Origin of the sequence: Vibrio rotiferianus CAIM 577 = LMG 21460 (genome assembly GCF_002741985.1) — a bacterium.
Taxonomy (GTDB): Bacteria; Pseudomonadota; Gammaproteobacteria; order Enterobacterales; family Vibrionaceae; genus Vibrio; species Vibrio rotiferianus.
Window position 1 is genome coordinate 1 of sequence record NZ_APHW01000020.1, and the last position, 16,253, is coordinate 16,253.

Below are 16,253 nucleotides of genomic sequence, written 5' to 3' on the forward strand. Positions count from 1 at the left end.
GACAATTGAGCAAGTAAGATTCTTTGCATACATCGTGCGTCCAGTGGCTTTCTCTTAGCTCAGTAGGCGCATGGCAATCCACGCACTGACTATTAGCTTTGAGGATCAAACTCGGATCGAGGAACACCTTATCGTGCACTGCTTTTGATTGCGCAGCAGAAAACTTAATAACATCCGGCGCCCCTTCACGGTGGTCAGGACCAATAATGCTGTGGCAGTTGGTGCAATTAAGTTGCTTTCCTTGGCTCAATAACGCTTGTGGATCATGCGATAGATTCAGAGTGTCTTTGGCGTCCTTATGACATTGAAGACATTTATAGTCTCGGTCTCGGATCAGTTCGACTTGATGACGCTCGGCCTGAGCACCTTCAACTGACTCTGAAGAAGTCGCATGGGCGGCGATGGAAAAACCATAGAAGGCAAAGATGAAGAGAAATTTCAGCATTGTCTCTATGGTCAATTTTATATTGCCCATATTTTTCTTTCCTTAGCTCGATAATAATTGATAACCATTCTCAATTATTTATTTGAGCGACAATTAATTTCCTCTGAAGATATTTTTACAAACCTTCAAATGACATCAATTCTTATTTCGGAAAGCCACAACGCTAAACCTATATTTATAATACCCCTATTCTCCATAAGGGGTAGAAACAACCGCTCAAAAAGCGAGCTTAATCACCCTATTTTTTAAACAGACAGAAAGCTAAAACCTTAGCACACAATAAGTTACACCATACCACTTTAGGGGTATATAAATATAAACATGACTGAGATCACTGGCGTAAATTGATCTAAAACAAGACAAGTATCGCTCACTATTTCATCTATTTGATTAAGCCATATTATTAATCTTAGATCTCCGGTTCTTATTTGGAATAGCTCCTCACAACGCTGCTTATAAAAACAAATATGGAGATAACACCGTGAGCATAAAACACTGGATGAGCGCACCCATCGCGGTTGCGACCTTATTCGCCAGCCAATTATTTTTGGTAGGCGCTCCTATGGCAGCGGAAGATAAAGGACTCGTCGATCCACGCAACGATGCCTTTGAACAAAACCACCCTGACCAATATCATTCTTGGAAAGCAACATCAGAAAGTGAACATATTGAAGATGCCTTAAGTGAAGACCCAAACATGGTGATTCTATGGGCAGGCTATGGCTTTGCGAAAGATTACAATAAAGCCCGCGGTCACTTCTACGCATTGGATGATGTTCGCCAAACCTTACGTACCGGTGCACCGACAGACGAAAAATCCGGACCTATGCCGATGGCGTGTTGGAGCTGTAAAAGCCCAGATGTGGCTCGCGTAATTGATGAACGCGGTGAAGATGGCTACTTCGAAGGAAAATGGGCACGCTTAGGATCGGAGGTCGTTAACCCTATTGGTTGTTCTGACTGTCACGACACTCGCTCTGATGAGTTTAAAAACGGTGAACCAGCGCTGGCAATAACTCGCCCTTATGTAGAACGCGCTTTCGATGCCATCGGCAAAAAGTTTGATGACCAATCTCGCCTAGATCAACAAGCGTCTGTTTGCGCGCAGTGCCACGTTGAATACTACTTTACCGGTCCAACCAAAGCCGTGAAATTCCCATGGGACATGGGGACCACTGTGAACGATATGGAACAGTACTACGATGCATTGAACTTCAAAGATTGGACACACGCAGTATCGAAGGCACCAATGTTGAAAGCACAGCACCCAGGTTACGAAACATGGCGTGATGGCATCCACGGCAAGAATAAAGTCGTATGTGTGGACTGCCACATGCCAAAAGTAACTAAAGAAGACGGCACCGTTTACACCGACCACAAAGTGGGCAATCCGTTTGATCGCTTCGAAGACACTTGTGCACAATGTCATACCCAAACCAAAGAGCAGCTACAAGGCATCGTTTCAACGCGTAAAGCTCAAGTACTGAACATGAAGCTAACAGCCGAGAAGCAAATCGTAGCAGCGCACTTTGAAGCGGGTGCAGCATGGAAAGCCGGCGCAACCGAAGATGAAATGCAGCCGATCCTGCAAGATATCCGCCATGCACAATGGCGTTGGGACTACGCGATTGCGTCTCATGGTGTCCACATGCACGCGCCTGAAGTTGCGCTAGAGGTGTTAGGTACTGCGGTTGACCGTGCGGCGGACGCACGCACTAAGCTGGTTCGTTTACTTGCAACCAAAGGCATTACTGAACCAGTACAAATCCCTGATATCTCGACCAAAGCTAAGGCACAACAAGCACTAGGTATGGATATGGAGAAAATGAACTCAGATAAGAAACACTTCCTAGAAACGGTGGCACCAGAGTGGGATAAAGCAGCGGCTGAACGCGAAGCCAAGTACTAATTTAACTGGTGAAGATTAATTAATAGATACAACAAGGGGCGTACTGAACGCCCCTTTCTTTGTTATCTTTATTTCTTCGTCCTCGATTCTATCGAGAGACAAAAATCGAATGTGCTAACGACGAGGAAGTCTCGGCCTAGACTGAATATTTGGGCGCGTTTTAGGCATTTGCACATTAGGTCTTTCCGCAGGACGCTGAACCTTCGTCTCTGGCAGTGCTTTTCTTTGTTGCGCCTTTTCTTTCAGTGCTTTGTCTCGTAAAGCCGCGGGCTCGCTTCGCTCTGGACGATTCTCCCACTTGGTTTGAATCTCCTGCTTCTGCTCTTCAGGTAGAGATTGCCAATGGTCGTCAAGTTGGCGTTTCATGTTGTCAATGTTGGTGGACATATCATCATCCTTCCAATCTTCAACTTTGTCTTTGATGGATTGCTGTTGGTCTTCATCCAAGCCATTCCACCACTCTTCCAATTTCTCTTTGTATTCATCATCATTGTCACAACAACCCGGATAATAGTAGATCCAGTAATCGTCATGATCATACCACCATGGATCGTAGTAACCGGAAGAGTAATAAACCGTAGATGAGGAGCCAGAATGTTCGGAAGAAGTACAGCCTGCCAGTACGGAGCCGCACAGCACCACCAAAATGCCTAACGCTTTATTCTTCATTCGTCGCCTACCTTTCGTCTACTGCTTATTAAATTCTACGTCTACAACAGCTCTTTCGCTTGGTTGATAGAGTTAATAATTTGCACTCTATCTAAGTTGGGATCGTTAGAATCTAGTAATAGTACCCAAGCATCAATCGCCTCCTGAAAACGGAATGACAAAAAATGATCATTTGCGATCAAAGACAAAGCAGCTTCATTATGAGGCTCTAACTGCAACGCTTGTTCAAGCAATAAACTGACTTCACTCGTCATCGCTTGTTTATGGATGTAATACAGGGTGGTTGCTTTAGCGGCAAGTTGAGTTGCATTGACTGGGTCTGTCAACTGAATGGCATAATCGAAGCAAATCAGTGCTCCATCAAGCTCTCCTTCGACCAGATATCCCTGCCCCAACTGAAACCATAGCTCAGCATTATTTGGGTCTTCACGCAATTGGTCTTGGATTTCCTCAATGATGTCATGAGCAGTCATCATCCGCGATGCTTCGGCTTGTATTGGCTGAGGAGCAGATTGACGAAAAAGTAAAAAGCTAGCACTCGTCAGCACGAGCACCAACGCGCAGAAGCTAAACCATTGCGCTGGCTTTACTTTGGCGGCGCTCAGCGACAAAGCCACAATGAATAAACCCATCAAAGTGATGGCAACAAAAAACCAAACCGACATAGTGCATTCCATAAAACAAGAGAGTTTCAGTCTACTGGTTTAGAGCTTTAATTGCGTTGATACAAGTACAAAAAAGCCGAGCGTAATGCTCGGCTTTTAAATTTAGCAGTGACTGAGAAGATTATTCTTCTTCAGAACCTTCAGCTGTATCGTCCGCTGCTGGTGCTTCAGGCGCTTGACCTTCAACATTTGCTTCTGTTGCTTCCGCTTCTTCACCTTCAGGTAATTCAACTTCTTCAACTTCGTCAATGCGTTGTAGACCAACTACTGACTCATCTTCTGCTGTACGGATCAGCGTTACACCTTGAGTGTTACGACCTACTTGGCTTACTTCAGCTACACGAGTACGAACTAGAGTACCAGCGTCGGTGATCATCATCATCTCGTCGCCTTCTTCTACTTGTACTGCGCCAACAACTGGACCGTTACGCTCAGAAACCTTGATAGACACAACGCCCTGAGTTGCACGACCTTTCGTTGGGTATTCCGCTAGTTCAGTACGCTTACCGTAGCCGTTTTGTGTAACCGTTAGGATATCGCCTTCGTTAGACGGAACGATTAGAGACACAACTTGGTCTTCGTCTGCTAGTTTCATACCGCGAACACCCGCCGCTGTACGACCCATTGCACGTACTTTGTCTTCGCTGAAGCGAACCACTTTACCTGCTTTAGAGAACAGCATGATGTCGCTATCGCCATTTGTGATATCAACGCCAATTAGTGAGTCATCATCACGTAGGTTCACAGCGATTAGACCGTTTGAACGTACGTTTGCAAACTGGTTCAGTGGGGTCTTCTTAACCGTACCATCGCCTGTCGCCATGAAGATAAATTTCTCTGGTGAGAACTCATCAACTGGAAGAATTGCGGTGATACGTTCGCCTTCCTCTAGCGGAAGGATGTTTACGATTGGCTTACCACGTGCAGTACGAGTTGCATGAGGCAATTGGTAAACTTTCAGACGGTAAGTCTTACCACGAGTTGAGAAACATAGAATGTTATCGTGGGTATTTGCAACAAGTAGACGTTCGATGAAGTCTTCATCTTTCATCTTCGTTGCACTCTTACCTTTACCACCACGACGCTGAGCTTCGTAGTCGCTTAGAATTTGGTACTTAACGTAACCTTCGTGAGACAGAGTTACTACTACGTCTTCACGAGCGATCAGCTCTTCCATGTCAATGTCATGGCTAGCTGCTGTGATTTCTGTACGACGTGCATCGCCGAAACCATCGCGAACCGCTTCAAGTTCTTCACGGATCACTTCCATCAAACGCTCAGTGCTTGCAAGAATGTGCATTAGCTCTGCGATTTCATCTAGAAGTGCTTTGTATTCGTCAAGAATCTTCTCGTGCTCAAGACCAGTTAGCTTGTGTAGACGTAGGTCTAGGATAGCTTGTGCTTGAGTTTCAGTCAGGAAGTACTGGCCGTCACGGATGCCGTATTGCTCTTCTAGCCATTCTGGACGAGCAGCATCGGTGCCTGCACGCTCTAGCATTGCCGCTACGTTGCCAAGGTCCCAACCACGCGCTACAAGGCCAGCTTTCGCTTCTGCAGGTGTTGGAGCTTTACGAATAAGTTCGATGATTTCATCGATGTTCGCTAGTGCAAGCGCCAAACCTTCAAGGATATGTGCACGTTCACGAGCTTTACGTAGTTCGAAGATAGTACGACGAGTAACAACTTCACGACGGTGGTCAACGAAACACTTCAACATCTCTTTTAGGTTGAATAGTTTTGGCTGGCCATTGTCTAGCGCAACCATGTTGATACCGAAAGTCGTTTGAAGCTGGGTTTGTGCGTAAAGGTTGTTTAGAACCACTTCGCCCACAGCATCGCGCTTACATTCAATTACGATACGCATACCGTCTTTATCAGACTCGTCACGTAGCGCGCTAATGCCTTCTACTTTTTTATCTTTAACCAGCTCAGCGATCTTTTCGATCAAGCGAGCTTTGTTTACCTGGTAAGGAATTTCAGTGACGATGATGGTTTCTTTACCATTCTTCTCCACTTCGATTTCCGCTTTTGAACGCATGTAGATTTTGCCGCGACCTGTTTTGTACGCGTCTACGATGCCTTTACGACCGCTGATCAGCGCCGCTGTAGGGAAATCAGGACCAGGAATGTAATCCATTAGCTCATCAATAGTGATTTCTTCATTATTGATGTACGCAAGACAGCCATCGATCACTTCGCCAAGGTTGTGTGGCGGGATGTTGGTTGCCATACCTACCGCGATACCAGAAGAACCGTTTACCAGTAGGTTAGGAATTTTCGTAGGAAGAACCGCAGGGATCTGCTCAGTACCATCATAGTTAGGTACATAGTCTACGGTTTCTTTGTCTAGGTCAGCCAGAAGTTCGTGGGCAATCTTCGCCATACGTACTTCGGTATAACGCATTGCCGCAGCAGAGTCGCCATCGATCGAGCCAAAGTTACCTTGACCATCGACCAGCATGTAACGAAGTGAGAACGGCTGAGCCATACGTACGATTGTGTCGTACACAGCACTATCACCGTGTGGGTGATATTTACCGATTACGTCGCCGACAACACGGGCTGATTTTTTATATGGTTTGTTCCAATCGTTGCCTAGTACGTTCATCGCGAATAAAACGCGGCGGTGTACTGGTTTTAGGCCATCACGCACATCTGGAAGAGCACGACCCACGATTACTGACATCGCGTAGTCTAGGTATGAACCTCTAAGCTCATCTTCAATGTTTACGGGCGTGATCTCTTTAGCTAAATCGCTCATAGAGCCATTATCCCTCTATTATCTGATCGTAATTACGATACGTGTAAGGTGCAAAAATATAACACACAATTCATCAACGGGGCATCACTTTCCCGCTCCTTTTATCAGGTTGTGAGCTTGGTTATGGGTTAAATGAAGAGAATTTGCACATTCATCCCATATCTTTCTGAAAACTGACTATATTTCCACCAATATCGTTCAAAAATGTCCCCTATTGCGATTGTGAGAAAAGAAGCAGTTTTAACGTATCGTACCATTGGAGTATAATCGCGCCTTCCAAAGGACTATTAGCGAAGCGATATTACTATCATGACAAAAGCACAAAACGTCGATCCAAGTGAAATTAAGAAATTCGAGGAGATGGCTTCTCGTTGGTGGGATTTAGAAGGCGAGTTCAAACCACTTCACCAAATTAACCCGCTTCGCTTGAACTATGTCCTGGAGAAAGCCGACGGTTTATTTGGCAAAAAAGTGCTCGATGTGGGCTGTGGTGGCGGTATTCTTGCAGAAAGCATGGCAAAAGAAGGTGCAGTGGTAACTGGCCTAGATATGGGTAAGGAACCTTTAGAAGTCGCTCGCCTGCACGCACTAGAGACAGGAACTAAGCTGACTTACATCCAAAGCACCATCGAAGACCACGCAGCGGAAAATGCCGGGACTTACGATGTCGTGACTTGCATGGAGATGCTTGAACACGTCCCTGACCCACTCTCTGTGATTCGCTCTTGTGCAGCGTTGGTCAAACCTGGCGGCCATGTCTTCTTCTCTACACTAAACCGCAATATCAAGTCATACCTATTTGCCATTGTTGGCGCAGAGAAGCTATTGAAAATCGTTCCGGAAGGCACTCACGACCACGAGAAATTCATCAAACCAGCAGAAATGATGAAGATGATTGACCAAACAGACCTAACCGAAATGGGTATCACTGGCTTGCACTACAATCCTCTTAACGATAGCTACAAACTAGGCCGTAATGTCGATGTAAACTACATCGTCCATACTCAAAAATACTAGTCTGATTACATAGCAATCACATCAACCAAATGAGCCTATAAAAGAAGGGTTCGTTAGAGAGGCAGTAGCATAGGTTTACTGCCTTTTTTAGTTTCTGTTGGTACATTTTTCGTGCACTAGATTCCATTTTAACCAATCTATTTTTAACAAACAAAAACTGTCAAAGATCAAGGAAAATATTTTTACATGCGGTTATTTGTAAACCGATCTGAAAACTGCAATTTTCTCCAATCAATCTCCCCCTTTTCTCATCGGTTAGTGTTCACTTACTGATTTTTTTCGTTCTCATAGTTATCCACAAGTCATCCCCTGCCTGTGCCTTGAAAAATTGGGGCAATAGCACTATCTTGTAACCCGCAAACAAATTAACCCCTATATGTTGTGTTTAAGCTACAATATATAGATAGACTTTGATCACAAAGCCGCCGCAAATTTTACAAGTTTTGCACATAAACAAACAAAAATACGGCTTTTATCAGTTTTCTTAGGGAAATAAAGCAGAATGAACCAACAACTTACCGTCACTAAGCGTGATGGCCGCAAAGAAAATATCGATCTGGAGAAAATCCACCGCGTTATCACTTGGGCTGCCGAAGGTCTTAACAACGTTTCAGTATCACAAGTAGAACTACGTGCTCACATCCAGTTTTACGACGGCATCACCACGTCAGATATCCATGAGACGATGATAAAGTCTGCTGCAGACTTGATTTCTGAAGAGACTCCGGACTACCAATACCTAGCTGCTCGCCTAGCGGTATTCCACTTACGTAAAAAAGCATACGGTCAATATGAGCCGCCTACGCTTTATAACCACGTGTCTCGTCTTGTTGATATGGGTAAGTACGATCAACATATCCTAGAAGACTACACAAAAGCAGAATTAGATGAGCTTGATGCGTACATCGACCACAAGCGCGATCTCGATTTCTCTTACGCTGCAGTAAAACAGCTAGAAGGTAAGTACTTCGTACAAAACCGTGTATCAGGTGAAATCTACGAAAGTGCTCAGTTCCTGTACATTCTAGTGTCTGCTTGCCTGTTCGCTAACTATCCGAAAGAAACGCGTCTTGACTACATCAAGCGTTTCTACGATGCGACATCGACATTTAAGATTTCTCTGCCTACACCGATCATGTCTGGTGTACGTACGCCTACTCGTCAGTTCAGCTCATGTGTACTGATCGAATGTGGCGATAGCCTTGATTCTATCAACGCAACAGCAAGCTCTATCGTGCGTTACGTTTCTCAGCGTGCAGGTATCGGTATCAACGCAGGTCGTATCCGTGCACTAGGTTCTGAAATCCGCGGTGGTGAAGCATTCCACACAGGTTGTATCCCATTCTACAAATACTTCCAAACAGCAGTGAAATGTTGTTCTCAAGGTGGTGTTCGTGGCGGTGCAGCAACGGTGTTCTACCCGCTATGGCACGGCGAAGCTCGCTCGCTAATGGTACTTAAGAACAACCGTGGTGTAGAAGAGAACCGTGTTCGTCACATGGACTACGGTGTTCAGTTGAACAAACTGATGTACCAACGTCTAGTGGAAGGTGGCAACATCACGCTATTCTCACCGTCTGACGTACCGGGTCTATACGACGCATTCTTCGAAAACCAAGAAGAATTCGAACGTCTATACGTGAAATACGAAAACGATCCTTCAATCAAGAAAGAGACCGTTAAAGCAATTGAGATGTTCACTCTGCTAATGCAAGAGCGTGCATCAACAGGCCGTATCTACATTCAGAACGTGGACCACTGTAATACTCACAGCCCGTTCGATTCAGAAGTTGCGCCAGTTCGTCAATCAAACCTATGTTTGGAAATCGCTCTGCCAACTAAGCCTCTGAAAAACGTTGAAGATGATTCAGGTGAGATCGCACTATGTACGCTGTCTGCGTTTAACCTTGGTGCTATCAAATCGCTAGATGATTTCGAAGAGCTATCTGAGCTTGTAGTGCGTGCGCTAGACGCTCTACTTGATTACCAAGATTACCCACTACCAGCAGCTTACAAGTCGACAATGAACCGCCGTACGCTGGGTGTTGGCGTTATCAACTTTGCATACTACCTAGCGAAGAATGGCGTTAAGTACTCTGACGGCAGCGCAAACGGCCTAACTCACCGTACATTTGAAGCGATTCAGTACTACCTATTGAAAGCCTCTGTAGCGCTTGCGAAAGAGCAAGGTAAGTGTCCTTCGTTCCACGAAACGAACTACGCGAAAGGTCTACTGCCAATCGACACTTACAAGAAAGACGTTGATCTAATTTGTGAAGAAGAGCTTCACTACGATTGGGACAGCCTACGTCAAGAAATCATGGAGCACGGCCTACGTAACTCAACACTGACTGCGCTAATGCCATCTGAGACTTCTTCTCAGATCTCTAACGCAACAAACGGTATTGAGCCACCACGCGGTTTCGTGTCTGTTAAAGCGTCGAAAGACGGCATCCTGAAGCAAGTTGTGCCAGATTTTGCTGAGCTGAAAGACAACTACGAACTGCTTTGGAACATCGGTTCTAACGACGGTTACCTACACCTTGTGGGCATCATGCAGAAATTCGTTGACCAAGCGATCTCTGCAAACACAAACTACGACCCTTCTGGTTACGAGAGCGGTAAGGTTCCAATGAAGAAACTTCTTCAAGACCTTCTAACTGCGTACAAGTTTGGTGTGAAGACACTTTACTACCATAACACTCGTGACGGCGCGAAAGACGATCAGAAAGACGCAGTTCAACCACAGGATGACGATTGTGCAGGCGGCGGTTGTAAGATTTAATCTCCCGCACCCTAACAATCCGTAGAAACAAACAATCGAATACCTCCCCTTTTGGGAGGTCTAAAAGGAATTGAGGCATTATGGCTTACAGTACTTTTAACCAGAACAAAAACGACCAGCTAAAGGAACCAATGTTCCTAGGTCAATCAGTGAACGTTGCTCGTTACGACCAACAAAAATTCGAGATCTTCGAAAAACTAATCGAAAAGCAACTGTCTTTCTTCTGGCGTCCAGAAGAAGTTGACGTTTCAAGCGATCGTATCGATTACAACAAGCTACCAGACCACGAGAAGCACATCTTCATCTCAAACCTGAAGTACCAAACGCTGCTTGACTCAATTCAAGGCCGTAGCCCGAACGTTGCACTGCTTCCACTTGTTTCTCTGCCTGAGCTAGAAACATGGATTGAGACTTGGTCTTTCTCTGAAACGATTCACTCTCGCTCGTACACACACATCATCCGTAACATCGTGAATGATCCAAGTGTGGTATTTGACGATATCGTTGAAAACGAACACATCCTTAAGCGTGCGAAAGACATTGCACACTACTACGATGATCTGATCCAAGCGACAAACGACTATCACCGTTACGGTGAAGGCGAACACGTTCTTAATGGTGAAACGGTTAAAGTTAGCCTGTACGATCTGAAGAAGAAACTGTACGTGTGTTTGATGTCAGTTAACGCACTAGAGGCAATCCGTTTCTACGTAAGTTTTGCATGTTCATTTGCTTTCGCAGAGCGTGAGCTTATGGAAGGTAACGCGAAAATCATCAAGCTTATCGCTCGTGATGAAGCACTTCACTTGAACGGTACGCAACACATGATCAACCTGCTACGTAACGGTCAAGATGACTTCTCATTCATGCAAATCGCTGAAGAAGCAAAACAAGAGTGTTTTGACCTATTCAAAGAAGCGGCTGAGCAAGAAAAAGAGTGGGCTGAGTACCTATTTAAAGATGGTTCAATGATCGGTCTGAACAAAGACATTCTGAGCCAATACGTTGAGTACATCACTAACATCCGTATGCAAGCGGTAGGTCTGCCAGCAGCGTACCCTGAAGCGACGTCAAACCCTATCCCATGGATCAACGCTTGGTTGTCATCGGATAACGTTCAGGTGGCACCGCAAGAAGCAGAAATCTCTTCATACCTTGTTGGTCAGATTGACAATGAAGTAAGTGCAGACGACTTCGAAGGGTTTGAGCTGTAATGCCAAATATCAAAATCAACAAACTCGTGAGCATTGAATCCAACCCATCTAATACGATTTTGGAGACGATGGAACAAGCAGGCTTATTACCTGAATACAACTGTCGTGACGGGCACTGTGGTGCTTGTCGTTGTAAGTTGGAGTCGGGTGAAGTGGAGTATGTTGGTTTTGCAATGGCTTACATCCAGCCAGACGAAATCTTACTCTGTATTTGTAAGGCAAAATCTGACCTTTCGCTTAGCGGTGTGAACTACGCGATGAGAGAAAAACGCGCGTAGATTACCGCCCTACCGAACATAAAAAAGCCAAGGCAATCGCCTTGGCTTTTTGTCATCTAGAAATATTTATCTTATTTGCATCAAGAAGTTAAAGCACACTGTTTGGAATGTGCATCTCTTTGACTTTTTCTAAAAATGCATATTGAGCTGCCATTGGCTTGCGCTCTAAGTAACGGCGTAATAAATCTAACGCTGCGGCACTGATAACTTTTACTTGATCATCGCGCTGGTACTTTCTCGATAACTTATAGAGCGCCCCCCCCACTCTCCCACAGAGGTAGAAAGAGCGACGGAAAATACACCATCATCAAGTTTCCCCGTTACTAACGCTAAATCTGTGCCACATTTCTCTCGTGTCGCTCCGGCAAGGGCAAAAGTCGCAGCCAACGTATCGCCTTCATCCATTATTGTCTTATTTTGCCCAGGCAGCACCCAGCCATGACCAAATTGCTTCCCTACATTTTCATCGCCATTAAGCCAATAAGTCAGGTGCCCAGCGCTGCTTTGCTCAGAAACGGATAAGGTAAGCCCTTTCTCTAACAGTAAGCGACCAATATGCTCAACCATCGGTACATCAACACTTACAGTATTGGTTTCCAAGTGTTTATGAATAAGCTGCATTAGCTTCATACGCTGTTCCAATTGATTGGATGGGCCAAACAATTTTACTTCGATGAAAGGTAAGTAAGAGCGATACCCAAGTTCATAGCCTTGAGGTAGCTTCATTTGGTCAAGTTTGTCAGATATCCCGGATTCAGAAAGACCAAAGGTATAAATTCGACTACATGATGAGCTTTCTACGTCTGGAAAGCATTTTTTTAAGTCTGGCAGAATTTGAGCTTCCGCCATCAACTTAAATTCACTTGGAACTCCCGGCGTAAAATAGAACACGGCATCATTGATCAGCATTTTAAAACCGCAAGCCGTACCAATTGGGTTATCAACAATCTCTGCAGTTTCCGGCAACATCGCTTGCTTCAAATTACTGTCTGGCATTGGTATACCACGACGGGCATACATTGCCTCTAGATAATCTAACCAGTCCTTAAATAGCACTAACTTACACTCTGCCGCTTTTGCTGCCGCTGCGGCACTCATGTCGTCCGTTGTTGGTCCTAAACCACCGTTTACAATAACCACATCGTTATTGAAGCTAAGCATCAAAAACTCTTCGAGTAAGCTTGAAAGGCTATCTCCAACTGTCGATCGTTTGGTTAAGCCAAATCCATGTTGATAAAATAAGCTCGACAACCAAGCTGCGTTTGTATCAACAATATCACCGTGAAGCACCTCTTCACCGGTACTAAGCATTGCAATTTTCACAACTGACTCCTGAAATTAGGCAAAATTCACTTTTTTTCGACATTGTCCCTATATCGTTTTCATTTTATTGGACTAATCTCTTAGTCAATTCGTTGAGATTAAATGTAGGTCAAGTATTTAAATGGCTGTTCTTTTGAGGGATAATTGTGAACTCGATCATCCAACCAACAACTCGGAGACCTTTGTGTCAAAATCATCCATGTTCAAGAAAACTTTAAGTGGTCTTGTTCTGACAGCATCTGCTGCGGCAAATGCAAGTCAGTACGATATGAGCAACCATATTGAGTTCTCTTACAAGCCTGATTGCTTGTCAGGTTACTGCGAAACGACCACTCTGTATAGCTTCGAACCACAAAATCGTCGTTTTGCTATGGGACTGGATAATGATGATTCTTTAAACCTCGACGCAGGTCTTCAACCAAAACACGTTATTGTTCCAACTGACAAAGATTGGGATTACCTTATGGGTCAAACTTACACCATCCTTGGTTTAAGTGTGGCGACAGTAGGTTTGATGACTTTTCTACCAGAAAGTATTACTAAGTGGGACGAAGAAGATCGTGACATGAGTAAGCTAGGTAGCAAATGGAAAGACAACGTTTCAAGTGGTCCAGTTTGGGATCGTGATGAACACTTTCTTAACTACATCATGCACCCATACTTCGGTGGCGTATACTACACGGCAGCACGACACGCAGGTTACAACGAGTTCGAATCCTTCTTGTACTCTGCAACTATGTCGACTTTCTTTTGGGAATACGGTGTAGAAGCCTTTGCAGAAGTTCCATCGTGGCAAGACATTTTTATCACACCTTTCTTCGGTGCGGTTGTCGGTGAAATGATGCTGACAGCTGAGCAAGACATTGTTGCCAATGGTGGTGAAGTGATGGGCTCAGAAACAATGGGCGACGTGTCACTTTTCTTCCTTAACCCGGTTGGTCATATTCATTATTGGGTATCGGATGCTTGGGGCGGCAGCGCAGAGTTCCAGTTTGCTTCATCTCCTTGGTTCGGAAACCAAGACGCCGCTAAGTTTGCGATGGATGCCGGCGCTAGCTATGACAACGTCTTCTATGGTTTTGAAATGAAGGTTACCTTCTAAAATAAAATCTCCAATGAGCAGCCGAACGGCTGCTTTTTTGTGCCCTGAGCATAATTTTCATTATTTGCATCACGAATTAGCGTCAAAAATTGACTTTAGTCAAACATAACCTCCCAGCGACACCTACACTGAAATAAAAGGCATTATTCCAAGGACTTAAGTATCGATCACTGAAGGTCCAATAACTGCAGCATTACGTATACAGTGCCGCACCCAAACCTTATTCCGGGAGGGGACATTATGAACACAGTATTTATCGTTAATTTTGTCGGTCAGGCTTCGCCAGCTACCATCAAACAACTCGCCGCAGCTACCCATGAAAATGGTGGGAAATGGTTAATCAGTAAAGTGAACTTTATCGAAGACCAAGTCGCTGGCGTAATTAAAGTTGAGCTCCCTGAAGAGAACGTAGATACCGTTAAAGATGCGTTCACAGCTTGTCAAACCTTAGTGGTTAAGTTTGTTGACTCAGAACCACACTCACATCGTGAAGAAACAATATTCCAGTTACGTTTAGACGCCAATGACCGCGCAGGTATTGTCAATGAGATCACTCATGTGCTTGATAACCAAGGTATCTCTATCCTAGATATGGACTGTCAACGGGTGTTCATTGCAGGCGGCGGCGGTATAAGCTCAAGTCTGTTCAGCGCGAAACTGGCGATCAAACTACCAAGTGAAGTTGAAGTGGATGATGTGGTGAATGAGCTTGAGTCGCTCAGTGAAGATACTCGTGTGATTATCGAAAGCTAACACGCCCTAGCTTATAAATTAAAAAAGAGCAGCGTTTTGCTGCTCTTTTTACGTTCAACCAAATGAAATAGGATTACTTCACTGTCCATTGAGACAAAGAACGCTTGAAATCTGAATAATCAAATTCATTCAGTTTTTGTACATCACCGTTTGAGCGTTCGCAGTACACAGATGGCATGCGCAGACCATTGAACCAGTTTAGCTTCACCATGGTGTAACCCGCACTGTCCAGAATGTGTAGACGCTGACCAATCTCTAATGGCTGTTCGAAGTTCGCCACACAGAACTGATCACCCGCTAGGCAAGAGCAAGAACCAATCACGTATTCGTGTTCGCCATTTTCTGACGCTTCTAGGATTGACGCTGGTTCATTGTAGATTAGTGTGTCTAAGCGATGCGCTTCCGTTGCCGAATCCACAATTGCAGTCTTCTTCACGTTCTCAACAATATCTACCACGGTCACGACAAGATCCGTCGTTTTAGTGATGATTGCCTCACCCGGCTCTAGGTACATTTGTACACCGTGCTTTTCAGAGAACGCTTTCAGCGCTAGGCCTAACTTCTCGATATCATAGCCTGGCCATGTGAAGAACACACCGCCACCCATGCTAACCCAATCGAGTTTATTTAGGTAGTCGCCAAACTGTTCGGAGATCGAGTCCAGCAGGCCGATGAACTCGTCCACGTCTTTGTTCTCACAATTCATGTGGAACATCACACCATCAATGCCATCGAAAATTTCCGGCTTGATGTGGTTAGCTTGTACGCCTAGACGAGAAAACTGACGTGCAGGGTTAGCCAAGTCTTGACCTGCGTAGCTTACGCCTGGGTTAAGGCGAAGACCAATAGACGCTTTGCCCTCAACGATATGGCGGTAAGCCGCTAGCTGTGACTGCGAGTTGAAAATCATCTTGTCACAGATATCTGCTACTTCACGTACGTCATCTTCACTGTAGCCAACACTGTATGCGTGCGTTTCACCACCAAAAGTCTCGTAGCCAAGCTTCACTTCAAACGGACCTGAACTGGTAGTGCCATCTAAGTAAGGCTTGATGATGTCGAATACGCCCCATGTTGAGAAGCACTTAAGCGCCAACACAAGCTTCACACCAGAAATATCTTTCAGCTGCTTCGCTTTTTCTAAGTTCTCAACCAGTTTGTCTTCATTGATCATGAAGTACGGGGTTTTAAGCTGTTCTTTGTTCATAACTAACCATTTATCAACCATTAACCCCCTCTAACTCCCCCTTAAAAAGGGAGAGGACTAAACCAAGCCACCTCTGTTCTTGCCAAAAAAGTGGAAGATTTAAAACTAAGCTCGGTCTGTTTCTG

11 protein-coding genes and 2 pseudogenes are annotated in these 16,253 nt (G+C 44.9%); 7 read left to right on the top strand and 6 right to left on the bottom strand.

What is annotated here, in order from left to right; all coding sequences use genetic code 11:
• Window positions 1-475, bottom strand: a pseudogene (locus B853_RS08810) (multiheme c-type cytochrome); the annotation flags it as partial.
• A 451-nt stretch (window positions 476-926) separates the two neighbouring features.
• Here B853_RS08810 and nrfA point away from each other — a divergent pair.
• Window positions 927-2,354 (top strand): ammonia-forming nitrite reductase cytochrome c552 subunit, encoded by a 1,428-nt coding sequence (gene nrfA, locus B853_RS08815; protein WP_038886848.1) that lies wholly within the window; start codon window positions 927-929, stop codon window positions 2,352-2,354.
• Between the two features lie 114 nt (window positions 2,355-2,468).
• On the opposite strand, the gene B853_RS08820 is transcribed toward nrfA, so the two are convergent.
• The 3 genes from B853_RS08820 to gyrA all read right to left on the bottom strand — a co-directional run bounded on the left by B853_RS08820 (window position 2,469) and on the right by gyrA (window position 6,449).
• Window positions 2,469-3,023: a hypothetical protein gene (locus tag B853_RS08820; protein WP_038886849.1), complete on the bottom strand. Its 555-nt coding sequence runs from the start codon at window positions 3,021-3,023 to the stop codon at window positions 2,469-2,471.
• 41 nt (window positions 3,024-3,064) lie between these two features.
• The gene (locus tag B853_RS08825) at window positions 3,065-3,688 is read right to left on the bottom strand and encodes a TPR domain-containing protein (RefSeq protein WP_038886851.1); all 624 of its coding nucleotides are present in this window, start codon (window positions 3,686-3,688) and stop codon (window positions 3,065-3,067) included.
• 121 nt (window positions 3,689-3,809) lie between these two features.
• Window positions 3,810-6,449, bottom strand: coding sequence for a DNA topoisomerase (ATP-hydrolyzing) subunit A (gene gyrA, locus B853_RS08830; RefSeq protein WP_038886852.1), 2,640 nt, complete (start codon window positions 6,447-6,449; stop codon window positions 3,810-3,812).
• A gap of 309 nt (window positions 6,450-6,758) precedes the next feature.
• On the opposite strand from gyrA, the gene ubiG reads away from it, so the two are divergent.
• The 4 genes from ubiG (at window position 6,759) to yfaE (ending at window position 11,743) form a co-directional block, all read left to right on the top strand.
• A complete protein-coding gene (gene ubiG / locus B853_RS08835) occupies window positions 6,759-7,466 on the top strand; it encodes a bifunctional 2-polyprenyl-6-hydroxyphenol methylase/3-demethylubiquinol 3-O-methyltransferase UbiG (RefSeq protein WP_010447571.1) in 708 nt (235 codons plus the stop codon).
• Window positions 7,467-7,968: 502 nt separating this feature from the next.
• Window positions 7,969-10,251, top strand: a complete 2,283-nt coding sequence (gene nrdA, locus B853_RS08845) for a class 1a ribonucleoside-diphosphate reductase subunit alpha (protein ID WP_038886854.1) — start codon at window positions 7,969-7,971, stop codon at window positions 10,249-10,251.
• Between the two features lie 80 nt (window positions 10,252-10,331).
• Window positions 10,332-11,465, top strand: coding sequence for a class Ia ribonucleoside-diphosphate reductase subunit beta (nrdB, locus tag B853_RS08850; protein ID WP_010447569.1), 1,134 nt, complete (start codon window positions 10,332-10,334; stop codon window positions 11,463-11,465).
• Window positions 11,465-11,743 (top strand): class I ribonucleotide reductase maintenance protein YfaE, encoded by a 279-nt coding sequence (gene yfaE, locus B853_RS08855; RefSeq protein ID WP_038886855.1) that lies wholly within the window; start codon window positions 11,465-11,467, stop codon window positions 11,741-11,743. The genes nrdB and yfaE overlap by 1 nt, the downstream gene beginning before the upstream one ends.
• Window positions 11,744-11,831: 88 nt before the next feature.
• On the opposite strand, the pseudogene B853_RS08860 reads toward yfaE, so the two are convergent.
• Window positions 11,832-13,066: pseudogene (locus B853_RS08860) on the bottom strand (CinA family nicotinamide mononucleotide deamidase-related protein).
• Between the two features lie 199 nt (window positions 13,067-13,265).
• Here B853_RS08860 and B853_RS08865 point away from each other — a divergent pair.
• The gene (locus B853_RS08865) at window positions 13,266-14,168 is read left to right on the top strand and encodes a DUF3943 domain-containing protein (RefSeq protein ID WP_010447565.1); all 903 of its coding nucleotides are present in this window, start codon (window positions 13,266-13,268) and stop codon (window positions 14,166-14,168) included.
• 240 nt (window positions 14,169-14,408) lie between these two features.
• Window positions 14,409-14,921 carry a glycine cleavage system transcriptional repressor gene (locus tag B853_RS08870; RefSeq protein WP_010447563.1) on the top strand — a complete coding sequence of 171 codons (513 nt, stop codon included), beginning with the start codon at window positions 14,409-14,411 and terminating at the stop codon, window positions 14,919-14,921.
• 73 nt (window positions 14,922-14,994) lie between these two features.
• Here B853_RS08870 and nspC read toward each other — a convergent pair whose 3' ends face one another.
• Window positions 14,995-16,128 (bottom strand): carboxynorspermidine decarboxylase, encoded by a 1,134-nt coding sequence (gene nspC, locus B853_RS08875; protein ID WP_038886860.1) that lies wholly within the window; start codon window positions 16,126-16,128, stop codon window positions 14,995-14,997.
• Window positions 16,129-16,253 lie beyond the last annotated feature (125 nt).

Bases quoted from the DNA above. Each gene is read 5' to 3' on its own strand.
- nspC (WP_038886860.1), bottom strand. From the start codon at position 16,128: ATGAACAAAGAACAGCTTAAAACCCCGTACTTCATGATCAATGAAGAC.
- nrdA (WP_038886854.1), top strand. From the start codon at position 7,969: ATGAACCAACAACTTACCGTCACTAAGCGTGATGGCCGCAAAGAAAAT.
- yfaE (WP_038886855.1), top strand. From the start codon at position 11,465: ATGCCAAATATCAAAATCAACAAACTCGTGAGCATTGAATCCAACCCA.
- B853_RS08865 (WP_010447565.1), top strand. From the start codon at position 13,266: ATGTTCAAGAAAACTTTAAGTGGTCTTGTTCTGACAGCATCTGCTGCG.
- nrdB (WP_010447569.1), top strand. From the start codon at position 10,332: ATGGCTTACAGTACTTTTAACCAGAACAAAAACGACCAGCTAAAGGAA.
- B853_RS08870 (WP_010447563.1), top strand. From the start codon at position 14,409: ATGAACACAGTATTTATCGTTAATTTTGTCGGTCAGGCTTCGCCAGCT.
- gyrA (WP_038886852.1), bottom strand. From the start codon at position 6,449: ATGAGCGATTTAGCTAAAGAGATCACGCCCGTAAACATTGAAGATGAG.
- ubiG (WP_010447571.1), top strand. From the start codon at position 6,759: ATGACAAAAGCACAAAACGTCGATCCAAGTGAAATTAAGAAATTCGAG.
- B853_RS08820 (WP_038886849.1), bottom strand. From the start codon at position 3,023: ATGAAGAATAAAGCGTTAGGCATTTTGGTGGTGCTGTGCGGCTCCGTA.
- B853_RS08825 (WP_038886851.1), bottom strand. From the start codon at position 3,688: ATGTCGGTTTGGTTTTTTGTTGCCATCACTTTGATGGGTTTATTCATT.